At 70.7% G+C, this 18,388-nt stretch carries 18 protein-coding genes; 6 read left to right on the top strand and 12 right to left on the bottom strand.

The genetic code is table 11. From position 1 onward, the window contains the following. Positions 1-7: 7 nt before the first annotated feature. From ACYVF4_RS12415 to trpD, 3 genes are read right to left on the bottom strand one after another with little or no spacing between them, the layout of a single operon-like run. Entirely contained in the window at positions 8-1,324 is a 1,317-nt protein-coding gene (locus tag ACYVF4_RS12415; RefSeq protein ID WP_460723236.1) for an MFS transporter, read from the bottom strand. Beyond that, entirely contained in the window at positions 1,279-2,274 is a 996-nt protein-coding gene (locus ACYVF4_RS12420) for a PHP domain-containing protein (RefSeq protein ID WP_460723238.1), read from the bottom strand. Before ACYVF4_RS12420 ends, ACYVF4_RS12415 begins: the two co-directional genes overlap by 46 nt. A 3-nt stretch (positions 2,275-2,277) precedes the next feature. Continuing rightward, positions 2,278-3,336 (bottom strand): anthranilate phosphoribosyltransferase, encoded by a 1,059-nt coding sequence (trpD, locus tag ACYVF4_RS12425; protein WP_460723240.1) that lies wholly within the window; start codon positions 3,334-3,336, stop codon positions 2,278-2,280. Positions 3,337-3,459: 123 nt separating this feature from the next. Here trpD and ctaE point away from each other — a divergent pair, with 123 nt between their 5' ends. From ctaE to ACYVF4_RS12450, 5 genes are all read left to right on the top strand, one after another. Further along, positions 3,460-4,101, top strand: coding sequence for an aa3-type cytochrome oxidase subunit III (gene ctaE, locus ACYVF4_RS12430; RefSeq protein ID WP_460723242.1), 642 nt, complete (start codon positions 3,460-3,462; stop codon positions 4,099-4,101). 20 nt (positions 4,102-4,121) lie between these two features. Continuing rightward, the gene (gene qcrC / locus ACYVF4_RS12435) at positions 4,122-4,925 is read left to right on the top strand and encodes a cytochrome bc1 complex diheme cytochrome c subunit (protein ID WP_460723244.1); all 804 of its coding nucleotides are present in this window, start codon (positions 4,122-4,124) and stop codon (positions 4,923-4,925) included. Between the two features lie 36 nt (positions 4,926-4,961). Continuing rightward, a complete protein-coding gene (qcrA, locus tag ACYVF4_RS12440) occupies positions 4,962-6,041 on the top strand; it encodes a cytochrome bc1 complex Rieske iron-sulfur subunit (protein ID WP_460723246.1) in 1,080 nt (359 codons plus the stop codon). Next, on the top strand, positions 6,038-7,876 hold the full coding sequence (gene qcrB, locus ACYVF4_RS12445) for a cytochrome bc1 complex cytochrome b subunit (protein WP_460723248.1): 1,839 nt from the start codon (positions 6,038-6,040) through the stop codon (positions 7,874-7,876). The genes qcrA and qcrB overlap by 4 nt, the downstream gene beginning before the upstream one ends. Before the next feature lie 86 nt (positions 7,877-7,962). Beyond that, positions 7,963-8,382, top strand: coding sequence for a rhodanese-like domain-containing protein (locus tag ACYVF4_RS12450; protein ID WP_460723250.1), 420 nt, complete (start codon positions 7,963-7,965; stop codon positions 8,380-8,382). Positions 8,383-8,469: 87 nt separating this feature from the next. On the opposite strand, the gene ACYVF4_RS12455 is transcribed toward ACYVF4_RS12450, so the two are convergent. From ACYVF4_RS12455 to ACYVF4_RS12475, 5 genes are all read right to left on the bottom strand, one after another. Further along, positions 8,470-8,901: a cytochrome c oxidase subunit 4 gene (locus ACYVF4_RS12455; RefSeq protein ID WP_460723252.1), complete on the bottom strand. Its 432-nt coding sequence runs from the start codon at positions 8,899-8,901 to the stop codon at positions 8,470-8,472. Next, on the bottom strand, positions 8,902-10,665 hold the full coding sequence (gene ctaD, locus ACYVF4_RS12460) for an aa3-type cytochrome oxidase subunit I (RefSeq protein ID WP_460723254.1): 1,764 nt from the start codon (positions 10,663-10,665) through the stop codon (positions 8,902-8,904). Between the two features lie 2 nt (positions 10,666-10,667). Next, complete coding sequence (gene ctaC, locus ACYVF4_RS12465; protein WP_460723255.1) at positions 10,668-11,552, bottom strand: aa3-type cytochrome oxidase subunit II; 885 nt, start codon at positions 11,550-11,552, stop codon at positions 10,668-10,670. A gap of 157 nt (positions 11,553-11,709) precedes the next feature. Continuing rightward, positions 11,710-12,075, bottom strand: a complete 366-nt coding sequence (gene erpA, locus ACYVF4_RS12470; protein ID WP_460723257.1) for an iron-sulfur cluster insertion protein ErpA — start codon at positions 12,073-12,075, stop codon at positions 11,710-11,712. 285 nt (positions 12,076-12,360) lie between these two features. Continuing rightward, the gene (locus ACYVF4_RS12475; RefSeq protein WP_460723259.1) at positions 12,361-13,755 is read right to left on the bottom strand and encodes a M20/M25/M40 family metallo-hydrolase; all 1,395 of its coding nucleotides are present in this window, start codon (positions 13,753-13,755) and stop codon (positions 12,361-12,363) included. Between the two features lie 47 nt (positions 13,756-13,802). On the opposite strand from ACYVF4_RS12475, the gene ACYVF4_RS12480 reads away from it, so the two are divergent. Continuing rightward, the gene (locus ACYVF4_RS12480) at positions 13,803-14,375 is read left to right on the top strand and encodes a DUF3043 domain-containing protein (RefSeq protein WP_460723261.1); all 573 of its coding nucleotides are present in this window, start codon (positions 13,803-13,805) and stop codon (positions 14,373-14,375) included. Here the strand turns inward: ACYVF4_RS12480 and ACYVF4_RS12485 are convergent. The 4 genes from ACYVF4_RS12485 to ACYVF4_RS12500 are packed head-to-tail and all read right to left on the bottom strand — an operon-like array spanning position 14,353 to position 18,310. Then, a complete protein-coding gene (locus ACYVF4_RS12485; RefSeq protein WP_460723263.1) occupies positions 14,353-15,402 on the bottom strand; it encodes a quinone-dependent dihydroorotate dehydrogenase in 1,050 nt (349 codons plus the stop codon). The two genes, ACYVF4_RS12480 and ACYVF4_RS12485, sit on opposite strands and share 23 nt — an antisense overlap. A gap of 10 nt (positions 15,403-15,412) precedes the next feature. Further along, the gene (gene nrdR, locus ACYVF4_RS12490) at positions 15,413-15,895 is read right to left on the bottom strand and encodes a transcriptional regulator NrdR (RefSeq protein ID WP_460723265.1); all 483 of its coding nucleotides are present in this window, start codon (positions 15,893-15,895) and stop codon (positions 15,413-15,415) included. A gap of 6 nt (positions 15,896-15,901) precedes the next feature. After that, positions 15,902-17,203 (bottom strand): histidinol dehydrogenase, encoded by a 1,302-nt coding sequence (gene hisD / locus ACYVF4_RS12495; RefSeq protein ID WP_460723267.1) that lies wholly within the window; start codon positions 17,201-17,203, stop codon positions 15,902-15,904. A gap of 36 nt (positions 17,204-17,239) precedes the next feature. Next, entirely contained in the window at positions 17,240-18,310 is a 1,071-nt protein-coding gene (locus tag ACYVF4_RS12500; protein WP_460723269.1) for a hypothetical protein, read from the bottom strand. Between the last annotated feature and the right edge of the window lie 78 nt (positions 18,311-18,388).

The following is an 18,388-nucleotide window of genomic DNA, read 5'->3' on the forward strand; positions in this document are numbered from 1 at the left end:
CCGGCGGTCAGCCCGTCGCGCGCCGAGAGGCCCGCACGGCCGCCAGCAGCAGCACGCAGTAGACGCCCGAGAGCCCGAGCAGCCCGGCGAGCGGCAGGGTCCACGCTCCCGCGGCCTGGAAGAGGGCGCCCATGACCGGGCCGCCCGAGGCCCCCACGAGGTAGCCGCCGCCCTGGACGAGGGCCGACATCCCCGCGGCCTCGCCGTCGGACCGCGAGACCTGGACGAGCGCGGCGAAGATGACCACGAAGCCGCCCGCGTGCCCGATCGCACCGAGCGTGAGCCACAGCCACAGCAGGCCGGGCGCCGCCAGCAGCCCGACGGTGAGGACGAGCCACGACGCGCAGATGACCAGCGGCGCCAGCAGCCGCGGACCCACGCGCGCGAGCAGCGGGACGACGAAGGCGCCGAGGATGCCCGCGCCCTGGTAAAGCGATGCGACACCCCCGGCCGCCGAGCGCGACAGCCCCAGCTCGTCGGCGGCGAAGGCGGGCAGCCACGTCGACAGGGCGTAGTACATCGTCGTCTGCGCCGCGAAGGCGCACACGAGCAGCCAGGTGACCGGCCGCCGCAGCATCGACCCGCTGGTGCGCTCGACCACCGGCAGCGGCCCGGTCAGCGCGTCGGGGCCGAATTCGCCGTCGGATGCCGCGACGGCGGGCCGCCGCACCGGTGCGGGCGCCCCCGAGAACCGGTCACGGCCCCTCGCTCGCCGCACGTGCAGGCCCCACAGCACGACCCCGGCGATGCTCAGCACCGACCACGCGGCGATCGCCGCCGGCCACCCCACGAGCTCGGCCAGCGGCGCGGTCAGCAGCGAGGTGACCAGCGATCCGACGTTGAGGGTGGCGGTGTATGCCGCCGTCACCAGCGCGACGCGCGCGGGCGGGACCTCGCGGCGGATGATCACGGGGATCACGACGTTGCCGATCGTGATCGCGGCGCCGATCACCAGCATCCCGGCGAGCATCGCGCCGAAGCCCGGCAGCGCCCGCACGAAGGTGCCGGCGAGCACCCCGGCGAGCGACGCCATCAGCGCGGTCTCGGCGCCCGCACGCCGGATGAAGAGAGCGGCGAGCGGCGTGAGCACGGCGAACATCAGCACCGGCGCGGTGGTGAGCAGCCCCGCCGTGGCCGACCCGATGCCGAGGTCCCGCTCGATGTCGCGCAGCACCGGGGTCACCGCGAGGATCGGTCCTCGCAGGCTGAGCGAGGCGACCAGCACACCAGCGACCACCAGCAGCGGGACGCGTGCCCCGGCGAGGCCCCCGGGCCCGCTCAGCGTCGCCGCTCCGTCCACTCGCGCAGCCGCTCGAGCGGCCATGTCGTCACGATGCGCTCCGCGGGCACACCCGCCCGCTCGGCTCTTGCCGCCCCGTGGTCCAGCAGCGAGAGCTGTCCGGGAGCGTGCGCGTCGGAGTCGATCGAGAACAGGCAGCCGGCCTCGAGGGCGAGCGCCAGCAGGTCGTCGGGCGGATCCTGCCGCTCCGGGCGGGAGTTGATCTCGACGGCCACGCCGTGCGCGGCGCACGCGGCGAAGACCGCCTCGGCGTCGAACGTCGACGGCGGCCGCGTGCCACGCGAGCCCTCGACCAGGCGCCCCGTCACGTGACCCAGGACGTCGACGCGCGGGTGGGATGCCGCCGCCACGAGCCGCCGCGTCATCGGCGCGCGCTCCATGCGCAGCTTCGAGTGCGCCGAGGCGACGACGATGTCCAGCTCCGCCAGCAGCGCGTCCTCCTGGTCGAGGCCGCCCTCGTCGAGGATGTCGACCTCGATGCCCGAAAGCAGCGTGAAGGAGTCGTCGCGGAATCCGGCGACCACCTCGAGCTGCTCGCGCAGGCGCTCCGGCGACAGCCCGCGCGCGACGGTCAGGCGGGGCGAGTGGTCGGTGAGGGCGAGGTACTCGTGGCCGAGGGCCTTCGCCGCGTCGACCATGGACCCGATCGGCGTCAGCCCGTCGGACCAGTCGCTGTGCGAGTGCAGGTCGCCGCGCAGCAGGGGCCGCAGGGTCGAGGCCTCCGGCACGCCCGCGCGCTCCCGCAGGTCGGCGAGATAGGCGGGCACGCGCCCCGACAGCGCTTCCTGGATGACCGCGAGCGAGGACTCCCCGACGCCCTTGCGGCGGCGCAGGGCCGCGGCATCCCGAAGCTGTTCGTCGCTCAGCCCGGCGATGGCGCCCGCGGCGGTGCGGAACGCCTGCGACTTGTACCGCGACGCGCGCTCCCGCTCCAGCAGGGTGGCGATCTCGAGGAGCGCGTCGTGCGGATCCACGGCCTACGCCAGCCGGCGCGTGGCGGACGCCCAGGCCTCGAGCTTCGCCGCGGCCGCGCCGCTGTCGATGGCCTGCGCCGCCTCGGCCATGGCCTCGGCGAGACGCTCCAGGATCGGACGCTGCGCCTGCCCGGCATCCCGGAACAGGCGATAGGCCACCATTCCCGCGGCGGCATTGAGCAGGACGATGTCGCGGACGGGCCCCGCCTCGGCAGCGAAGACGCGGTGCACCACGGCGGCGTTGTCGGCCGGCTGACCGCCGAGCAGGTCGCCGATGTCGGCCAGCGGGATGCCGAGATCCCGGGGATCCAGATCGTGCTCGTGGACGTCGCCGCGGCTGACCTCCCAGATGCGGCTGTGACCGGTGGTGGTCAGCTCGTCCAGGCCGTCGTCGCCGCGGAAGACCAGCGCCGTCGCGCCGCGCGTGCGGAAGACGCCCGTGATGAGCGGCACCCGCTCGAGCTGGGCGACCCCGACCGCGTTGGCCTCGGCGCGCGCGGGGTTGCACAGCGGCCCGAGGAAGTTGAACACCGTCGGCACCCCGAGCTCGCCGCGCGTCGGCCCCGCGTGCCGGAAGCCCGGGTGGAACGCGGCGGCGAAGGCGAACGTGATGCCGACCTCGGCGAGGGTGGCGGCGACGGCCTCGGGCGTGAGGCTCAGGTCGACGCCGAGGGCCGACAGGACGTCGGAGGATCCCGACTTGCTGCTGGCGGCGCGGTTGCCGTGCTTGACGACGGGGACACCGGATGCCGCGGCCACGACAGCCGCCATGGTCGAGACGTTGACCGTGCCCCAGCGATCGCCCCCGGTGCCGACGATGTCGAGCACCGCGGCGTCCACCGGGAGCGGCAGCGCGGCCTCGAGGATCGCGTCGCGGAAGCCCACCACCTCGTCGATCGTCTCGCCCTTCGCGCGCAGCGCGACGAGGAATCCCGCGAGCTGCGAGGGGGTGGCTTCGCCGGCCATCACCTTGCGCATCGCCCACGTCGATTCCGACACGCTGAGGTCGCGCCGCTCGAGCAGCGAGGTGAGCAGATTGGGCCAGGTGTAGAGCTCCGCCATGACTGCAGAGCCTACTCGGCGAGTTCGAAGCTCCCTTCCAGGCTCCTCAGGGCCGGGTCAAAGACCGAATCGAGGCGAATCGGTGACCTTCGATGCGAATCTCCCCCTCGGGAATCGGCCATAATGGTCAGCGTGACGACCTCCACTGCGACCTACTCTCAGGCGATGCGGTCCGTCAAGCGGCCCGATCCGGTCGCCGTCGGCACCATCGTCTGGCTCGGCAGCGAGGTGATGTTCTTCGCGGGCCTGTTCGCGATCTACTTCACCCTCCGCAGCACCTCCCCTGAACTGTGGGCGGACCGCACCGAGCTGCTGAACGTTCCCTACGCCACCGTCAACACGATCATCCTCGTGCTGTCGTCGGTGACCTGCCAGATGGGCGTCTTCGCCGCCGAGCGGTTCCAGCCGTACTCGACCGGCAAGCGCGGCTGGCTCGGCTGGGGCATGGTCGAGTGGTTCTGGCTCACCTTCGCCCTCGGCGCGGTCTTCGTGTCGGGTCAGGTGTGGGAGTACGCCCAGCTCGTGTACGAGGGCATGCCGATCTCGGCCGACTCGTACGCGTCGGCGTTCTACCTCACCACCGGCTTCCACGCCCTGCACGTCACCGGTGGCCTCGTGGCCTTCCTGCTCGTGATCGGGCGCGCGTACGCCGTCAAGAACTTCGGGCGCAAAGAGATGACCTCATCGATCGTCGTGTCGTACTACTGGCACTTCGTCGACGTCGTCTGGATCGCCCTGTTCCTCGTCATCTACTTCCTGAAATAAGAGCGGAGCTGATTCCCGACATGGCACGAGCAACGACGCGCCGCTCGAACGGGCGCCGGAGCCCCTGGGCCGCCGCAGCACTCATCGGCGTCGGCCTGCTGATCACGGGAGGCGCCTACGCGGGCGCCTCGGCCGCGATGGCAGCCACCGAGGAGCCCACGGCGGTCACCTCCGCACTCACCGTCGACGACGGCAAGAAGCTCTTCCAGGCCAACTGCGCCACCTGTCACGGTCTCGACCTGCAGGGCACCAACGACGGCCCGTCGCTGTACGGCGTGGGCGAGCTCTCGGTGCACTTCCAGGTGAGCACCGGCCGCATGCCGCTGCAGATGCAGGGCCCGCAGGCCCCGCAGAAGCCGGTGCAGTTCACCGAGGAGCAGACCGCCGCGATCGGCGCCTACGTCCAGAGCGTGGCCCCCGGCCCCAGCTACCCCGCCGACGAGGTGCTCGACGGCGAGGGCGATGCCGCTCACGGCGGCGAGCTGTTCCGCATCAACTGCGCCATGTGCCACAACGTGGCCGGCGCCGGCGGTGCGCTCACCGAGGGCAAGTACGCTCCCGCGCTGCACACCACCACCCCACTGAACATGTACGCGGCGATGGTCACCGGCCCGCAGAACATGCCTGTGTTCAACGACATGACGCTGACGCTCGAAGAGAAGCGCGACATCGTCACGTACCTGCTGTTCCTGCAGGAGAACGAATCGGCCGGCGGCTTCAGCCTCGGCTCCCTGGGCCCGGTTTCCGAGGGCCTGTTCATCTGGATCTTCGGCATCGGCTCGCTGATCGCCATCACCGTGTGGATCACGGCGAAATCCAACTGATGAGCCCCCGACACACGCAGAAGAACTAGGAGCACCATGGCACACGAGGAAGACGCACTCGTGCACGAGCGGAATTCGTGGAAGCCCTCTCCGGGTCTGGCCGTCGCCGTCAGCGACCCGGTGCTCGCACCGGGGATGCCGCCGCACCGCGAGCGGATGACCGACAAGGACCCGGCCGCGATGAAGCGCGCGGTGCGCACCGTCTACACGCTGTTCTACATCTCGGTCGCCGCCAGCATCTGGGCCATCGCCGCCTACATGCTGTTCCCGATCGAGAGCGGCCTGATCGTCGACATCCGCTCGAACAACCTCTTCATCGGCCTGGGCATCGGCCTGGCCCTGCTCGCGATCGGCGTCGCCGCGATCCACTGGACCAAGGCGATCATGTCCGACAAGGAGCACGTCGAGGCGCGTCACGCCACGCGCGGTCGCGACACCGTCCGCGCCGCGGCCATCCAGGCGTTCTCCGACGCGAACGAGGAGTCCGGCTTCGGACGCCGCGTGATGATCCGCAACTCCCTGATCGCGGCGCTGGTCGCCTCGGTCGCACCCGGAATCGTGCTCTTCCGCGGTCTCGCCCCGCACAGCACCGCCGCCAGCCCCATGGCCGGTGACCCCGTCGCCCTGCTTCGGCACACGATGTGGGAAGAGGGCATGCGCCTGGCCCACGACCCGACGGGCAAGCCGATCCGCGCCGCGGACCTCACCCTCGGCTCGGCCGTGCACGTCATCCCCGAGCCGCTCGCGGAGCTCTCGCACGAGGACGGCTACCTCGAAGAGAAGGCCAAGGCCCTCGTGCTCCTGGTCCGTCTGCTCCCCGAGCAGCTGATCGAGCCGGACGACCGCAAGGACTGGTCGTACAACGGCATCGTGGCCTACTCCAAGGTCTGCACGCACGTCGGCTGCCCCGTCGCGCTGTACGAGCAGCAGACCCACCACCTGCTGTGCCCCTGCCATCAGTCGCAGTTCGACGTCACCGACCAGGCGAAGGTCATCTTCGGCCCGGCCGCCCGGCCGCTCCCGCAGCTGCCGATCACCGTCGATGACGAGGGCTACCTCGTCGCTCGCAGCGACTTCACCGAGCCTGTCGGCCCGAGCTTCTGGGAGCGTCATTGAGCACCTCGACCGTCACCGACGACACCAACAGCGCGTCCTCGACGCGTGAGAAGCCGCTGGGCGGCCGCTTCGTCGGCGCGACCGCCAACTACATCGACGAGCGCACGAGCCTGTCCGGCTTCGTCAAGGAGCTCGGCCGCAAGGTCTTCCCCGACCACTGGTCGTTCATGCTCGGCGAGATCGCGATGTGGAGCTTCGTGGTCGTGCTCCTCACGGGCACGTTCCTGACGTTCTTCTTCCAGGCCTCCATGGCCGAGGTGCACTACACCGGCGCCTACATCCCGATGCGTGGCATCGAGATGTCGGCGGCCATGGCCTCGACCCTCGAGATCTCGTTCGACATCCGCGGCGGCCTGCTGGTGCGCCAGATCCACCACTGGGCCGCGCTCGTGTTCGTCGCCGGCATCGGCGTCCACATGCTGCGCGTGTTCTTCACCGGCGCGTTCCGCAAGCCGCGCGAGCTCAACTGGGTCATCGGCTTCGTGATGTTCATCCTCGCGATGGGCGAGGGCTTCACCGGCTATTCGCTGCCGGACGACGTCCTCTCGGGCAACGGCCTGCGCATCATCGACGGCATGATCAAGGGCATCCCGCTCATCGGCACGTGGACCTCGTTCCTGCTGTTCGGCGGCGAGTTCCCCGGGACCGCGATCGTCGGACGCCTGTACGCCCTGCACATCCTGATCCTGCCCGCGATCCTCGTCGGCCTGCTGGTCGTGCATCTCATGCTGATGATCATCAACAAGCACACGCAGTTCGCCGGCCCCGGCCGGACGAACAGCAACGTGGTGGGCTTCCCGATGATGCCGGTCTACATGGCCAAGATGGGCGGCTTCTTCTTCATCACCTTCGGCGTGCTGGTCCTGATCGCGTCGCTGTTCACGATCAACCCGATCTGGAACTACGGCCCGTACGACCCCTCCCCCGTCTCGGCCGGCACCCAGCCGGACTGGTACATCGGCTTCGCCGACGGCGCGCTTCGACTGGTGCCGCCGCACCTGGAGTTCGTCTTCCTCGACCGCACCTGGTCCTGGAACATCCTGATCCCGCTCGTCGGCCTCGGCGTGTTCATCGTCATCGTCCTGCTCTACCCCTTCATCGAGGCGTGGATCACCGGTGACAAGCGCGAGCACCACATCGCCCAGCGTCCCCGCAACGCCGCCACCCGCACCGCCATCGGCGCGGCCGGCGTGACGTTCTACGCGGTGCTGTGGGCCGCGGCCTCGTCCGACATCATCGCCACGCACTTCATGCTGACGATGGAGGGGGTCATCCACACGCTGCAGGCGGCCCTCATCCTGGGCCCGATCATCGCCTACTTCGTCACCAAGCGCATCTGCATCGCGCTGCAGAAGAAGGACCGCGAGATCGCCCTGCACGGGTACGAGTCGGGCCGTATCGTCCGGCTGCCCGGCGGCGAGTACATCGAGGTCCACCAGCCGGTGGACGAGTACGAGCTCTACAAGCTCGTCGACTTCGAGACGTACGAGCCCCTGGTCGTCCGCCCGAACGCCCGCGGACGCATCGCCTGGCACCAGAACCTGCGCGCGTCGATCTCGCGCTGGTTCTTCGAGGACCGGCTGACCCCGCTCACGCAGGCCGAGCTCGTCGAGGCCCGTGCCCACCAGCACCACACGCTGGAGCACATCGCGGCCGAAGAGGACGTGGAGCTGCAGGGTGCCCACGAGCGCGCCGGTGTCCCCGACGCCCCGCACGTGCCGATCGACGACGGCCACAACTCCGAGACGGCCAACCGCCCCTCGAACGTGATCGTCCCCGAGCCCGAGGCCGGCAAGAAGGCCCCGCGCAACCGCGAGAAGGAACGCGATCAGTAACCGCTGACGCGATCCGGCAGAAAGACGACGGCGCCTGGCGCTCCTCCCCCGCGAGGACGCCAGGCGCTTCGTCGTACCGTGGGGGCATGACCGACGCGCTCACCTACTTCACCGCCAAGCTCACCCACGAGACCGACGCCTCGGACGTCTATGCCGCGCAGAAGGCCGGAGACGCCTTCGTGCTCGTCGACGTGCGCAGCGACGAGGCGTGGCACCAGGGTCGGATCTCCGGGGCCGTGCACATGCCTTACCGCGACATCGCGCGCCGGGCGCCTCAGGAGCTGGATCCCGGCATCCCCGTGGTCGTCTACTGCTGGAGCCCGGGGTGCAACGCCGGCGCCAAGGGCGCGGTGGAGTTCGCCCGGCTGGGATACGCCGTCCGCGAGATGATCGGCGGCTACGAGTACTGGATGCGGGAGGGGCAGCCCGTCGAGAACGACGAGGGACCGCTTGCCCGCACGTTCGACCCGCAGGTGATGGTCGTGAGGGCGCCCGCGACCTCCTGAGGCCGGTCACGCCGCGCCTGAGGCGCCGAAGACGAACCGCCCCTGTCCCGGGAAAGGACAGAGGCGGTTCGGGCGTTCTGAGGGCGCTCAGCGCGCGAAGTACCCGCGGTAGTACTCGTAGACCCAGCCGACGATCGCGACCACGAAGACCGCGATGCCGATCGGCATCATCCAGGCGCCGACCGCGAGGCCGATCATGCCGAGCGCGGCCGAGAAGGCCAGCACGATCGGCCACCACGACCACGGGCTGAACTCGCCGAGCTCGGGGTCGCCGTCGTCGATGTCCGCCGTCAGGGTGTCCTCGGGCAGCTCGCCGCCCTGCGCCTTGTGCACCTTGCCCACATAGAAGGCGATCAGCGCCGACATGAACGCGGTGAACAGCAGCGCGACCGTGCCGACCCACTCGATCCGGGTGACGAAGTCACCGCTGTGCGAGATCAGGTTCCACACTGTGTAGATGGCGAAGACGAGTCCGAAGAATCCCGCCAGCAGCCACCACAGACCGGTGTTGGTGCGCACTTACTTCACCTTTCCATCAGCGGCGTCGACGACCGGAGCCTCGGGGGCGTCCTTCGCCGGGCCGACGCCCACCGGGATGCCGGCCTCGGGGTGGTTGAGATCGAACGCCGGGCGCTCGCTGCGGATCCGCGGGATCGACGTGAAGTTGTGGCGCGGCGGCGGGCACGAGGTCGCCCACTCGAGCGACGCGCCGTAGCCCCACGGGTCGTTCACGGTCACCTTGGGCGCCTTGCGCGAGGTGATCCAGACGTTGAACAGGAACGGGATCATCGAGGCGCCGAGGATGATGGCGCCCACGGTCGAGACCTGGTTCTGCCACGTCCAGCCGTCCGCCTCGGAGTAGTCGGCGTAGCGGCGGACCATGCCGTCCACGCCCAGCCAGTGCTGGATGAGGAAGGTCATGTGGAAGCCGATGAACAGCAGCCAGAAGTGCACCATGCCGATGCGCTCGTTGAGCATGCGACCGGTCCACTTGGGCCACCAGAAGTAGAAGCCGGCGAACATCGCGAACACGACGGTGCCGAACACCACGTAGTGGAAGTGCGCCACGACGAAGTACGAGTCCGAGGTGTGGAAGGTCAGCGGCGGCGAGGCCAGGATGACGCCGGTGAGTCCGCCGAAGACGAAGGACACCAGGAACCCGAGGGCGAAGACCATGGGGGTCTCGAAGGTGACCGACCCTCGCCACATCGTGCCGATCCAGTTGAAGATCTTCACGCCCGTCGGCACCGCGATGAGCATCGTCATCAGGGCGAAGAAGGGCAGCAGCACCGCGCCCGTGACGTACATGTGGTGGGCCCACACCGCCACCGACAGCGCCGCGATGGCGATCGTGGCGTACACCAGCGTCTTGTAGCCGAAGATCGGCTTGCGGCTGAAGACCGGGAAGATCTCCGAGACGATGCCGAAGAACGGCAACGCGATGATGTATACCTCGGGGTGGCCGAAGAACCAGAACAGGTGCTGCCACAGCAGCACGCCGCCGTTCGCGGGGTCGTAGATGTGCGAGCCGAGGACGCGGTCCGACGCGGCGGCGAGGATCGCGGCCGCCAGCACGGGGAACGCCATCAGGATCAGGATGCTGGTGACCAGCGTGTTCCACGAGAAGATCGGCATCCGCCACATGGTCATGCCGGGAGCGCGCATCGTGATGATCGTCGTGATGAAGTTCACGGCGCCGAGGATCGTGCCGAAACCGCTCATGCCGAGGCCAAGCATCCAGAGGTTCCCGCCCGCTCCGGGCGAGAACGAGGCGTTGGCCAGCGGCTGGTACGCGAACCAGCCGAACGCCGCGGCGCCCTGCGGGGTGAGGAAGCCGGCGACGGCGATGGTCGAGCCGAACAGGAACAGCCAGAAGGCGAACGCGTTCAGACGCGGGAACGCGACGTCGGGGGCGCCGATCTGCAGCGGCAGGATCGCGTTGGCGAACCCGGCGAACAGCGGCGTCGCGAACATCAGCAGCATGATCGTGCCGTGCATCGTGAACAGCTGGTTGTACTGATCCTTGGTCGGGATGATCTGCATCCCCGGCTCGAACAGCTCAGCGCGGATGATGAGGGCCATCACGCCGCCGAGCATGAAGAACACGACGGACGAGATCAGGTACAGGTAGCCGATCGTCTTGTGGTCGGTGGAGGTGATCCACTTGACGATGATGTTGCCCTTGTTCTCGACCCGCGAAGCGCTCAGCAGCGCCGCCTGGCGAGGCGGAAGGGTCGTGGGCCGACCCGAGGCCTTCTCTTGCAGAGGAAGCGTCGTCGCCATGATCACTCGTTCCCTTCGGACGCGGCGCCCGTTCCGGGCAGATTCTGCAGACGGTCGTACGCGTCGTCGATGTCGCCGGTCTGGCCGGCGGCCTCGAGCGAGGCGAGGTAGTCCTCGTACTCGGCTTCGCTGACCACCTCGACGTTGAACAGCATCATCGAGTGGTACTCGCCGCAGAGCTCGGCGCATTTGCCGGCGTACGAGCCCTCGCGGGTCGGCGTGAAGGACCAGTAGTTGTCCTTGCCGATGTACATGTCCTTCTTGTACAGGAAGTCGATGATCCAGAAGGAGTGGATGACGTCACGCGACTGCAGCTTGATCTGCACGGTCTTGTCGACCGGCAGGTACAGGGTGGGCAGCTCCGAGACGACGTCGCCGCGCTCGTTGGTCTGGGCCTGGACGCCCATCGACCACACGGTGTCGGACTCGGACTCGCCGTTGTACTGGAAGTCCCACGCCCACTGCTTGCCGATCGCGGTGATCGACACGTCCGGGTCCTCGTACTGCGTCTCGAGAATCGTCTGGTCGCGGGCGGTGAACGCGAAGAAGCCGACGACGAGGATCAGCGGCACGACCGTGTAGAAGATCTCGATCGGCATGTTGTACCGCAGCTGCACCGGCAGGCCGCTCTGGCCGCGGCGGCGACGGTAGGCGATCGCGGCCCAGGCCATTAGACCCCAGGTGATGAGGCCGACCACCAGCAGCACGATCCAGGAGTTCGTCCACAGACCCGACACCATCTCGGTGCGGTTGGTCGTGGGCTCACCGTCCTCGACGAATCCGGGCAGGTACCCGTTCAGCTCGGTCGGCGTGCAGCCGGCGAGGGCTACGGCCGTGGCGATCCCGACGGGAATCAGGGCCCAGCGGAGACGGCGTTTCGAGGGCACGGGCGCACCTTTCCAGTTTCGAAATGTGACTGTCGCCAGTCTAGGGCAACCTCTCACGCATCTCTGGCCAACCACCCAGGTTCGCCGCGCGTTGAGAGGGCAGAAAGACGGCCCGGATCCCTGCGAATGAGCGGGATCCGGGCCGCATGGATGCAACTCAGTGGAAGCTGTCTCCGCAGGCGCAGCTGCCGGCGGCATTCGGGTTGTCGATGGTGAAACCCTGTTCCGAGATGGTGTCCTTGAAGTCGATCGTGGCGCCGTCGAGGTACGGCACGCTCATGTCGTCCACGATCACCTCGACGCCGCCGAAGTCGACGGCCTTGTCGCCGTCGAGGAAGCGCTCGTCGAAGTAGAGCTGGTAGATCAGTCCGCTGCATCCGCCGGGCTGGACGGCCACGCGCAGACGAAGGTCGTCGCGCCCCTCCTGCTCGAGCAGGCTCTTGACCTTCTGGGCGGCGGCATCGGTCAGGGCGACGCCGTGCTCGCGGACGGACGGGTCGGTCGTCAGTGCGGTGTCGGTCATGGCACTCCTCTTCCGGGCCGCGTGGGAACGCGGCGATGCGACGATTCTACGCGCCGTGCCGGGATCCGGCGCGGCGCCGCGGCCGCCGGCCCGATTCCGCCCCGAGCGCCGGCCGGATGGGCCGGGGCCACGGCCCCGCGTGCAGAACTCCACCGATCCGGTGCACTGGGGCGCGCCCACCCGCACCCGCGTCACTCCCGCACCCGGTCCCGTGGAGTTCTGCACGGGATCGGGGGCGGGCCGGACCGACCGCCTGCCCGGGCGGCAGGGGGGGGCGGCGTGCGGCTAGGCCTCGCGCGCGTCCAGGCGCTCCAGCAGCAGCGCCTCGGCGACCAGGGCGTTGCGGAAGGTCTCGAGGTGCAGCGACTCGTTCGGGCTGTGGGCCCGTGCGTGCGGGTCCTCCACCCCCGTCACGAGGATCTGCGCGCCGGGGAACTCCCGCACGAGGTCCGCGATGAAGGGGATCGACCCGCCGACGCCCATGTCCACCGGCGCGGGCCCGTAGGCCTGCTCGAGGGCGGCGCGTGCCTCTTCGATCGCCCACCCGCCGGTGTCGACGAGGAAGGGGTTGCCGAAGTCCTGGTCGAAGAACTCCAGTTCCGCGCCGAACGGCGCGTGGGCGCGCAGATGCGCCTCGATCGCCGCGTACGCGTCGCGCGCCTGCTGGCCGGGCGCCACGCGCGCGCTGATGACGACGGTGATCTCGGGCGACAGCGTGTTGGACGCCTCGCGCACGCTGGGCGCGTCGATCCCGGTCACGGTGATCGACGGCTTGTTCCAGATGCGGCTGAGGATGCTCCCGCGGCCGATGGGGCGCACGGCATCCGGCAGGCCCGCCTCGTCGCGCAGGGTCTCCTCGGAGTAGTCGGGGGTCTCGGCATCCCGCTCGGTCAGGCCCTCGACGGCCACCGCCCCGTCGGCGTCCCACAGGGTCGACAGCAGCGTGACGGTGGCCATCATCGCGTCGGGCACTGCACCGCCGAACATCCCGGAGTGTGACGCGTGCTCGAGGGTGCGCACGCGCATCGTGAACCGCGTGTTGCCGCGGAGCGACACCGTGAGCGCGGGCGTCCGGGCATCCCAGTTGCCGGAGTCGGCCACCACGATGACGTCGGCGCGGAGGACGTCGGCGTTGTCGCTGAGGAACCGCGCGAAGGATCGCGAGCCCGCCTCCTCTTCGCCCTCGAAGAACAGCGCCACGCCGAGGTCGAAGTCGTCGCCGAGCGCCTCGCGAAGCGCGCGCAGGGCGCCGATGTGCACCATGATCCCGGCCTTGTCGTCGGCCGCCCCCCGGCCGTACAGCCGGCCGTCGCGGACCGTCGGCTCGAACGGCGGCGACTCCCACAGCGACTCGTCGCCGACGGGCTGGACGTCGTGGTGGGCGTAGAGCAGGATCGTCGGCCGGCCGTTGCGCGCGGGCCGGCGGGCGATGACGGCGGGCATGCCGATCTCGTCGGTGTCGTCGACGGCGGCCCGGCGCAGCTCGACGGTCTCGAACAGCCCGGTGCCGCGCACGAGCTCGGCGACCGCCTCGGCGCTCTGCGCGACGGCGGCCGGGTCGAAGCCGGGGAACGCGATCGAGGGGATGCGCACGAGCGACCCCAGATCGGCCAGCGCGGTGGGGATGCCGCCGGCCGCGGCTTCGCGGACGGCGTCGGGGCGGGAGAGCTCGGATGTCATGCGGGTAATCTTAAGCACACCCCGTCCCGCACCCCCGAGGATCATCCGTGGCCAAGACACCTGCCTCCCCCACCCCCGAGGACGCATCCGGCGCTGTCGCCGGCGGCGCCGGAGGCAAGGGGCGCCCCACCCCGACGCGCGCCGAGCGCGAGGCCGCCCGCAAGCGTCCGCTGGTCGCGGACACCAAGGAGGCCAAGGCGCGGGCCCGGGCGGAGCTGACCGCGCAGCGCGAGAAGGCGCGCGTGGGTCTCGCGGCCGGCGACCCCCGCTACCTGCCCGCGCGCGACCAGGGGCCGCAGCGCAAGTTCGTGCGCGACTACGTCGACTCCGGCTTCCACCTGGGCGAGCTGGTCATGCCCGCGATGATCGTCGTCATCATCGCCACCTTCATCCCCGTGGCCGAGGTGCAGTTCTACTCGTTCGTGGTGCTGTGGGTCTTCATCTTCTTCGTCATCGGCGACATGATCCTCACCGCGATCAACGTCAAGCGCGCGGTGAAGGAGCGCTTCGGCGCCGAGCGGATGGAGCGCGGCCTCGGGTGGTACGCCGCCATGCGCTCGATCCAGATGCGCTTCCTGCGCCTGCCGAAGCCTCAGGTCAAGCGCGGTCAGAAGCCCTGAGGGGCGGCAGGGCGGCGAGCCCGCGGTTGATCTGCCGGGCCCACAGCGGCCCGCGGTAGAGGAAGCCGGTGTAGCCCTGGACGAGGTCCGCGCCGGCCAGCTGCCGTTCGCGCACGTCGGCGGCCGTCTCGACGCCGCCCACCGAGATGACGCAGAAGTCCGCGGGGACGACGGCGCGCACCAGACGCAGCACTTCGAGCGATCGCGCCTTGAGCGGCGCGCCCGAGAGCCCGCCCTCCCCCGCCGCGGCGACGACGGCCGGGTCGGTGGTGAGCCCCTCGCGCGAGATCGTCGTGTTCGTCGCGATGAGTCCCGCAAGGCCCAGGTCCACCGCGAGTGCGGCGATCGCCTCGATCTCGTCGTCCGGCAGGTCCGGGGCGATCTTCACCAGCAGGGGCGTCGCGCCGGCGGCGGCGTGGACGGCCGACAGCAGCGGGCGCAGCGTCTCGACGGCCTGCAGTCCGCGGAGCCCCGGCGTGTTCGGCGATGACACGTTGACAACGAGGTAATCGGCGAGCGGCGCGAGCAGCGTCGCACTGCGGACGTAGTCGGCGGCGGCGGCGGCGACGTCCACGACGCGGCTCTTGCCGATGTTCACGCCGATCACCGCGCGGCGCTTCGCCGACCGCAGCGCGCGAAGCCGCGGCGCGGCGGCCTCGGCACCGCCGTTGTTGAACCCCATGCGGTTGACCACGGCGCGGTCGGGGATCAGGCGGAACAGCCGCGGCCGCGGGTTGCCCGGCTGAGGGACGGCGGTGAGGGTGCCGACCTCGACGTGGCCGAAGCCGAGCGCGTGGAGGCCTCGCGCCCCGTGGACGTCCTTGTCGAACCCCGCGGCCACGCCGAACGGGGAGTCGAAGGCCAGCCCGAGCGCCGTCGTGCGCAGGGACGGGTCGGGCCGGGTCGCGGCGCGGGCGATCCACGACAGCGGCGCCCTTCCCAGCATCCGGATGACGGTCATTCCCGCGTGGTGCGCGGTCTCGGGATCCATGCGCGAGAGCACGGTCCGGAAGAGGAGGGGATACATCCCTGCCAGATTACCGGGCGCCGTCCTCGCCGGCGGACGGGCGACCGGCATGGTCGGCGCGCAGCTGCGCGATCGACGCCTCGAAGTCCTCGAGCGAGTCGAAGGCCTGGTACACGCTCGCGAAGCGCAGGTAGGCGACCTCGTCGAGCTCGCGCAGCGGCCCGAGGATCGCCAGGCCGATCTCGTTGGTGTCGATCTGCGACGCGCCGGTCTGCCGCACGGACTCCTCGACGCTCTGGGCGAGCATCGCGAGGTCGGCCTCGGTGACCGGTCGTCCCTGGCACGCCTTGCGGACGCCCGACATCACCTTCTCGCGGCTGAACGGTTCGATGACCCCGGACCGCTTGATGACGTTCAGGCTCGCCGTCTCGATCGTCGAGAAGCGTCCGCCGCACTCGGGGCACTGCCTGCGGCGACGGATGCTGAGGCCGTCATCGCTCGTGCGCGAGTCGATGACGCGGGAGTCGGGGTGGCGGCAGAACGGGCAGTGCATGGGCGCTCACTCCTCGAATCGCACGGTGACGGCCTCGCCGTGCGCCGGCAGCGCCTCGGCCTCGGCGAGGGTCACGATGGCGTCGCGGACCTGCGCGAGCGCGTCACGGTCGTACTCGATGACCTGCTGGGGGCGCAGGAAGGTGGATGCCGACAGGCCCGACGCGTAGCGCGCCTGGCCGCCGGTGGGCAGGACGTGGTTGCTGCCGGCGAGGTAGTCGCCGAGGCTGACCGGGGCGTGGGCGCCGACGAAGACCGCGCCGGCGTGGACGAAGTCCTCGGGACGCGGGTCGGCGAACTGAAGCTCGAGGTGCTCGGGCGCATAGGCGTTGCTGAACGCGGTGGCCGCGGCGAGGTCGTCGACGAGGACGGTGGCGGACTGCGGTCCCGACAGGGCGGTCGCGACGCGCTCGGCGTGGCGCGTGCGGGGCGCCCGCGCGGCGAGCTCGTCGGCCACCGCCGCGGCGAGGGTCTCGGACCACGTCACGAGCACCGCCGAGGCCTGCTCGTCGTGCTCGGCCTGGCTGATGAGGTCGGCGGCGACCAGTCGCGGGTCGGCGGTGCCGTCGGCCACGATCAGGATCTCTGTGGCGCCGGCCTCGGAGTCCGTCCCGACGAGTCCGGCGACGGCGCGCTTGGCCGCCGCGACGAAGTTGTTGCCGGGCCCGGTGACGACGTCGACGGGCTCGAGGCCGAGCTCGGGGACCCCGTGCGCGAACGCTCCGATGGCACCCGCCCCGCCGACCGCGTAGACCTCCGAGACGCCCAGCAGGCGTGCCGCGGCGAGGATCACCGGGTGCACGCGACCGTCGAACGCGCGCTGCGGCGGCGATGCGAGGGCCACCTCGGTGACGCCAGCGACCTGAGCCGGGACGACGTTCATCACGACGCTCGACGGGTAGACCGCCTTGCCGCCGGGGACGTACAGGCCCACGCGACGCACCGGCTGCCAGCGCTGCAGCACCCGGGCTCCGGGAGCGAGGATCGTCTCGCGCGCGGGCGGGACCTGCGCGGCCGAGGCCTCGCGGACGCGGACGATGGCCTCGTCGAGCGCGGCCCGCACCGCCGGGTCGAGGGATGCGAGGGCCTGGTCGAGGTGCGCGTCGGGAACGCGCAGCGCGTGCCCGGTGACGCCGTCGAACCGCTCGGCCTGCTCGCGCAGCGCGGCCTCGCCCCGCTGCGCGACGTCATCCACCAATTGCGCGGCGGCGGCGTACGCCTCGGCGCGGGCGGCCGTGGCGCGCGGGACGACGCCCAGCAGCTCGGCGGGCGAGAGCGCGCGTCCGCGCAGATCGATCGTGCGAAGCATCCTTCTAAGGTATCGGCTGCAGCCTGAGCGCCCGCCTCAGCCGCGGGTGATGCCGTCGACCTCGTGCAGGTAGCCGATGCGGCCGTCGTCGTGACGCACGACGAACACCTCGCCACGGTCTTCGATGACGAGCGCCCATGCGGTGGGCCCGATGCGGAAGAGGGGGATGCCGACCTCGTCGACCACGTCCCGCTCTTCGGGCGCGAGGGCCCAGAAGGCCTGCCGCCGGGCGGCGGGCTGCTGCTCGGCGACCGGCTCGGCCGAAGCGTCCTCGACGGGCTCGTACGTGCCCCGGGTCTGCTCGGGCGCCCACGCGACGGTCTCGACGGATGCCGGGTCCGCCGCGGCGGCGTCCTCGGGTCGCGCACCGGTTCCCGCCGGCGCGGACCCCTCGAGGGCGGTCCCCACGTCGGAGGGGCGCTCGTCGCCCGGCAGGACGGTCGTGGCCGCGGTGGGGGCCGTGCGGCGGGACTCGATCGTGTCGTCGAGCGAGGGGGCGGCCTCGTCCGCGGCCTCGGGCGCGACGGGCGCCGGGGTCGGGGCGGGGCGCGGGGTGACGGCGCGGACGGGGCGGGCGTTGCGGTGGGCAGCGACCTCGCGGCGACCGGCGAAGTCCTGCGAGAACGGCGGGATGAACGGCCCTGCGACGGTCAGCAGCACGCCCGCGAGCATCAGGAAGAACTCGACCCACGCCACCCACGTCGCCAGGAACACGCCGTTGGCGGCGAGGGTGAGGAAGGAGTTCCAGATCATCGCGAGCCACAGCACGGCGGCGACCGAGAAGGCCACCGAGGCGAACTGGTCGATGCCCAGGGAGCCGACACGGCGGATGCCGTCCGGCGACAGCCGGCGCAGCGCGAGCAGGAACACCGCGACGGTGGGCACGCCGATGGTGAGCACCCAGTCGATGCCGCTGGCCCACACCGACGGACCGCTGCCGATGCGGCCGTAGACGGGGAAGAACGACACCACGAGCGCGAGCACCCAGATGCCGCCCAGGACCACCTCGCGGAGAGTGAACGGCCCCACGCCGTACAGCGGGGCGTCCGTGCGGGACGTCGCGTCCTGGTCCGTGCGGGGGTCTTCGGCGTTCTGCTGATCGGTCACGGTTGTCCTTCCCGGTCGCGGGCTCGCGACGCGCGTCGTCGATGATACCCAGGCCTCATGAGACCCGGATGAGATGGC

The sequence above is a fragment of the Microbacterium aureliae genome, assembly GCF_054780155.1.